The sequence below is a fragment of the Pseudomonas sp. P5_A2_2 genome (genome assembly GCF_054177685.1).
This window is the reverse complement of the sequence record NZ_JBGCUL010000367.1, coordinates 1-4,345: the sequence shown is the minus strand read 5'-3', so window position 1 is coordinate 4,345 and position 4,345 is coordinate 1. Positions and strand designations below refer to the sequence as shown.

The 4,345-nt window shown below is 54.2% G+C and carries 7 protein-coding genes; all 7 read left to right on the top strand.

All coding sequences use genetic code 11. The annotated features are described in order from the left end of the window. Positions 1-989 (top strand): preprotein translocase subunit SecY (gene secY / locus ACXRVY_RS18520; RefSeq protein WP_458237936.1); only part of this gene is annotated, 989 nt, incomplete at its 5' end. 24 nt (positions 990-1,013) lie between these two features. After that, positions 1,014-1,130: a 50S ribosomal protein L36 gene (rpmJ, locus tag ACXRVY_RS18515; RefSeq protein WP_002555468.1), complete on the top strand. Its 117-nt coding sequence runs from the start codon at positions 1,014-1,016 to the stop codon at positions 1,128-1,130. A 130-nt stretch (positions 1,131-1,260) separates the two neighbouring features. Then, positions 1,261-1,617 (top strand): 30S ribosomal protein S13, encoded by a 357-nt coding sequence (gene rpsM, locus ACXRVY_RS18510; protein WP_009045849.1) that lies wholly within the window; start codon positions 1,261-1,263, stop codon positions 1,615-1,617. Between the two features lie 30 nt (positions 1,618-1,647). Further along, the gene (rpsK, locus tag ACXRVY_RS18505; protein ID WP_002555466.1) at positions 1,648-2,037 is read left to right on the top strand and encodes a 30S ribosomal protein S11; all 390 of its coding nucleotides are present in this window, start codon (positions 1,648-1,650) and stop codon (positions 2,035-2,037) included. A gap of 18 nt (positions 2,038-2,055) precedes the next feature. Further along, positions 2,056-2,676 carry a 30S ribosomal protein S4 gene (gene rpsD / locus ACXRVY_RS18500; RefSeq protein WP_003176404.1) on the top strand — a complete coding sequence of 207 codons (621 nt, stop codon included), beginning with the start codon at positions 2,056-2,058 and terminating at the stop codon, positions 2,674-2,676. A 22-nt stretch (positions 2,677-2,698) separates the two neighbouring features. After that, complete coding sequence (locus tag ACXRVY_RS18495; RefSeq protein ID WP_007970428.1) at positions 2,699-3,700, top strand: DNA-directed RNA polymerase subunit alpha; 1,002 nt, start codon at positions 2,699-2,701, stop codon at positions 3,698-3,700. A 42-nt stretch (positions 3,701-3,742) separates the two neighbouring features. Next, positions 3,743-4,129, top strand: a complete 387-nt coding sequence (rplQ, locus tag ACXRVY_RS18490) for a 50S ribosomal protein L17 (RefSeq protein ID WP_046041617.1) — start codon at positions 3,743-3,745, stop codon at positions 4,127-4,129. Positions 4,130-4,345: the final 216 nt, after the last annotated feature.

The window sequence follows — 4,345 nt, the reverse complement described above, 5'->3', positions numbered from 1 at the left end:
AGATCAGCCAGTACACCCGCTACGGCACTGTCGTCCTCGCTCTCGTCCAGGCTATTGGCATGTCCATTGGTCTGGCGGGGCAGGGCGTTGCGTTCACTGGTGACTTTGGCTTCCATTTCGTCGCGGTATCCACGTTTGTGGCTGGTGCGATGTTCATGATGTGGCTGGGTGAGCAGATTACTGAGCGTGGTGTTGGCAACGGTATCTCGATGTTGATTTTTTCGGGTATCGTCGCCGGTCTTCCGAGAGCGATCGGGCAGTCTTTCGAGTCTGCGCGTCAGGGTGATATCAACATCTTCGCCCTGGTTGCCATCGGTTTGCTGGCAGTAGCGATTATCGGTTTCGTGGTGTTCATTGAGCGTGGTCAGCGTCGTATTGCTGTTCACTACGCCAAGCGTCAGCAAGGCCGCAAGGTCTTTGCCGCGCAGACCAGCCACTTGCCGCTGAAGGTGAACATGGCCGGTGTTATTCCGGCTATTTTCGCGAGCAGCATTTTGCTGTTCCCGGCTTCGTTGGGTGCCTGGTTCGGTCAGTCTGAAGGTATGGGCTGGTTGCAGGACATCTCGCAGTCGATCGCTCCTGGTCAGCCGTTGAATATTCTGCTGTTTAGTGCAGGGATTATTTTCTTCTGCTTCTTCTATACGGCGTTGATGTTCAATCCGAAAGACGTAGCGGAAAACCTGAAGAAGTCCGGTGCCTTTATTCCGGGCATCCGTCCAGGTGAGCAGTCTGCGCGCTACATTGATGGCGTTCTGACTCGCTTGACCATGTTCGGTGCTCTTTACATGACGGCCGTCTGCCTGTTGCCCCAGTTCCTGGTGGTTGCAGCCAACGTACCGTTCTACCTTGGCGGGACCTCGTTGCTGATCGTCGTCGTGGTTGTGATGGACTTCATGTCCCAAGTACAATCGCACCTCGTTTCGCACCAGTACGAATCCCTGATGAAGAAAGCCAACCTGAAGGGTTACGGCAGCGGCATGCTGCGCTGACCCATAAGGTTCGAGGAGTTGGTGATGAAAGTTCGTGCATCGGTGAAAAAGCTGTGCCGTAACTGCAAGATTATTCGCCGCGAAGGTGTTGTTCGAGTAATTTGCAGCGCGGAACCGCGTCACAAACAGCGCCAAGGCTGAGTGTGATTGTGCTTCAAGCCCGGTAGCTAGTGCGCTACCGGGTTGATTATTTGTTATTACAGCGATATTATCTCGCGCCCTATTTCTTGGCTTCCGGGGCGTAGGTAGCTGTCAATTGGAGTCCCACTGAATGGCCCGTATTGCAGGCGTTAACATTCCAGATAACAAGCATACTGTTATCTCGCTGACCTACATCTATGGTGTTGGTCGCACTACTGCACAGAAAATTTGTGCAGAGACTGGGGTAAACCCAGCAGCAAAGATCAAAGATCTGAGCGACGAGCAAATTGAACAGCTGCGTGGCGAAGTGGCGAAGTTCACCACTGAAGGTGACCTGCGTCGCGAAATCAACATGAAAATCAAGCGCTTGATGGACCTCGGTTGCTATCGCGGTCTGCGTCATCGTCGCGGTCTTCCAGTGCGCGGTCAGCGTACCAAGACCAACGCGCGTACCCGTAAAGGTCCGCGTAAGCCGATCCGCAAGTAATCGCCCCAGCGAATCGACAGGAATTTAATCATGGCAAAACCTGCTGCTCGTCCTCGTAAAAAAGTTAAAAAGACAGTGGTTGATGGCATCGCCCACATCCATGCATCTTTTAACAACACCATCGTGACCATCACCGACCGTCAAGGTAACGCTCTTTCCTGGGCTACCTCCGGTGGTTCGGGTTTCCGCGGTTCCCGCAAGTCCACCCCGTTTGCTGCTCAAGTAGCTGCTGAACGTGCTGGTCAAGCTGCGCTGGAATACGGCCTGAAAAACCTCGACGTCAACGTCAAAGGTCCAGGTCCAGGTCGTGAATCCGCAGTCCGCGCTTTGAACGGCTGTGGCTACAAGATCGCCAGCATCACCGACGTGACGCCAATCCCGCACAACGGGTGCCGTCCGCCGAAGAAGCGCCGCGTGTAATCCAGGAGATTGTAAAGAATGGCTCGTTACATTGGTCCAAAATGCAAACTCGCTCGTCGCGAAGGCACCGATCTCTTCCTGAAGAGCGGCGTGCGCGCGATCGAATCGAAGTGCAACATTGAAGCAGCACCTGGTATCCACGGCCAACGCCGCGGTCGCCAGTCCGACTACGGCACCCAACTGCGTGAAAAGCAGAAGGTCCGTCGTATCTACGGCGTTCTCGAGCGTCAATTCAGCGGCTACTACAAAGAAGCTGCTGGCAAGAAAGGTGCAACCGGTGAAAACCTGCTGCAACTGCTCGAATGCCGTCTGGACAACGTTGTATACCGTATGGGCTTTGGTTCGACTCGTGCCGAATCCCGTCAGCTGGTATCGCACAAGTCGATCAGCGTAAACGGTCAGACCGTTAACGTTCCGTCCTACCAGGTTCGTGCTGGTGACGTGGTCGCTGTTCGCGAGAAAGCAAAAAATCAACTTCGCATTGTCCAAGCTCTCGATCTGTGTGCCCAACGTGGCCGCGTAGAATGGGTAGAAGTAGACACTGAGAAGAAGTCGGGCGTTTTCAAGAACGTTCCTGCTCGCAGTGATCTGTCCGCCGACATCAACGAAAGCCTGATTGTCGAGCTCTACTCCAAGTAAGGGCTAGAAAATAGGTGCATCCATGCAGATTTCGGTAAATGAGTTCCTGACACCCCGCCACATTGATGTGCAGGTTGTCAGTCCAACCCGCGCCAAGATCACTCTCGAGCCTCTCGAGCGTGGCTTTGGCCATACCCTGGGCAACGCGCTGCGCCGCATCCTGTTGTCCTCAATGCCCGGCTGTGCAGTAGTCGAGGCCGAGATTGACGGTGTGCTCCACGAGTACAGCGCCATCGAAGGTGTACAGGAAGACGTCATTGAAATCCTGTTGAACCTTAAAGGTCTGGCTATCAAGCTGCACGGTCGTGACGAAGTTACGCTGACCTTGTCGAAGAAGGGTTCGGGGGTGGTTACCGCTGCCGATATTCAGCTGGATCATGATGTCGAGATCGTTAATCCCGATCACGTAATCGCTAACCTGGCGTCTAACGGCGCCCTGAACATGAAGCTCGTAGTAGCTCGTGGTCGTGGTTATGAACCGGCAGACTCGCGTCAGAGCGATGAAGACGAAAGCCGCAGCATCGGTCGCTTGCAGCTTGACTCTTCGTTCAGCCCGGTTCGCCGTATCGCATACGTGGTGGAAAACGCCCGTGTCGAGCAGCGTACTAACCTGGACAAGCTGGTTATTGATCTGGAAACCAACGGTACTCTGGATCCTGAAGAGGCAATTCGCCGCGCTGCAACCATCCTGCAACAGCAGTTGGCTGCGTTCGTCGACCTCAAGGGTGACAGTGAGCCAGTGGTTGTCGAGCAGGAAGACGAGATCGATCCGATCCTGCTTCGCCCGGTTGACGATCTGGAACTGACTGTACGTTCGGCTAACTGCCTTAAGGCGGAAAACATCTACTACATCGGCGACCTGATTCAGCGTACCGAAGTAGAGCTGTTGAAGACTCCGAACCTGGGCAAGAAATCCTTGACTGAAATCAAGGACGTTCTGGCCTCCCGCGGTCTGTCCCTCGGCATGCGCCTCGACAACTGGCCGCCTGCAAGTCTTAAGAAGGACGACAAGGCGACTGCCTGATCGTCGTAATCACCGAACGTAGTGTTTGGTAAGGAATGAACCATGCGTCATCGTAAAAGTGGTCGTCACCTGAGCCGCACCAGCTCGCACCGCAAGGCCATGTTCCAAAACATGGCGGTGTCGCTGTTCGAGCACGAGCTGATCAAAACTACTCTGCCAAAAGCCAAAGAACTGCGCCGCGTTGCCGAGCCGCTGATCACTTTGGCCAAGATAGATAGCGTTGCTAACCGCCGCCTGGCTTTCGACCGTACTCGTTCGAAAGCTATCGTTGGTAAGCTCTTCAACGACCTGGGCAAGCGTTACGCTACCCGTGAGGGTGGCTACCTGCGCATCCTCAAGTGCGGTTTCCGCGCTGGCGACAACGCGCCTATGGCGTACGTCGAGTTGGTTGATCGTGCTACTGCTGGCGAAGCTGTATCTGCCGAGTAAGACGTCAGTCTGAAACAAGGAACCGGGCCTAGTGCCCGGTTTTTTGTGTCTGTAAGAAACGCGCCGTTTGTACAAGCGTCTCCTTCGTCTGCATCGTCATTATGTGATGGGGATGATCATTAGTTTTTCTCTATCGATGTCTGCAAATTAATGAATTTGTAGCTGTCATATTGATGACCAATACTCCCTCTCAGCCGATAGCCGGCAGTTCAAGAC

Excerpts from the sequence above, each read along its gene's own strand:
- rpmJ (WP_002555468.1), top strand. The coding sequence starts at position 1,014 with ATGAAAGTTCGTGCATCGGTGAAAAAGCTGTGCCGTAACTGCAAGATT.
- rpsM (WP_009045849.1), top strand. The coding sequence starts at position 1,261 with ATGGCCCGTATTGCAGGCGTTAACATTCCAGATAACAAGCATACTGTT.
- rpsK (WP_002555466.1), top strand. The coding sequence starts at position 1,648 with ATGGCAAAACCTGCTGCTCGTCCTCGTAAAAAAGTTAAAAAGACAGTG.
- rpsD (WP_003176404.1), top strand. The coding sequence starts at position 2,056 with ATGGCTCGTTACATTGGTCCAAAATGCAAACTCGCTCGTCGCGAAGGC.
- ACXRVY_RS18495 (WP_007970428.1), top strand. The coding sequence starts at position 2,699 with ATGCAGATTTCGGTAAATGAGTTCCTGACACCCCGCCACATTGATGTG.
- rplQ (WP_046041617.1), top strand. The coding sequence starts at position 3,743 with ATGCGTCATCGTAAAAGTGGTCGTCACCTGAGCCGCACCAGCTCGCAC.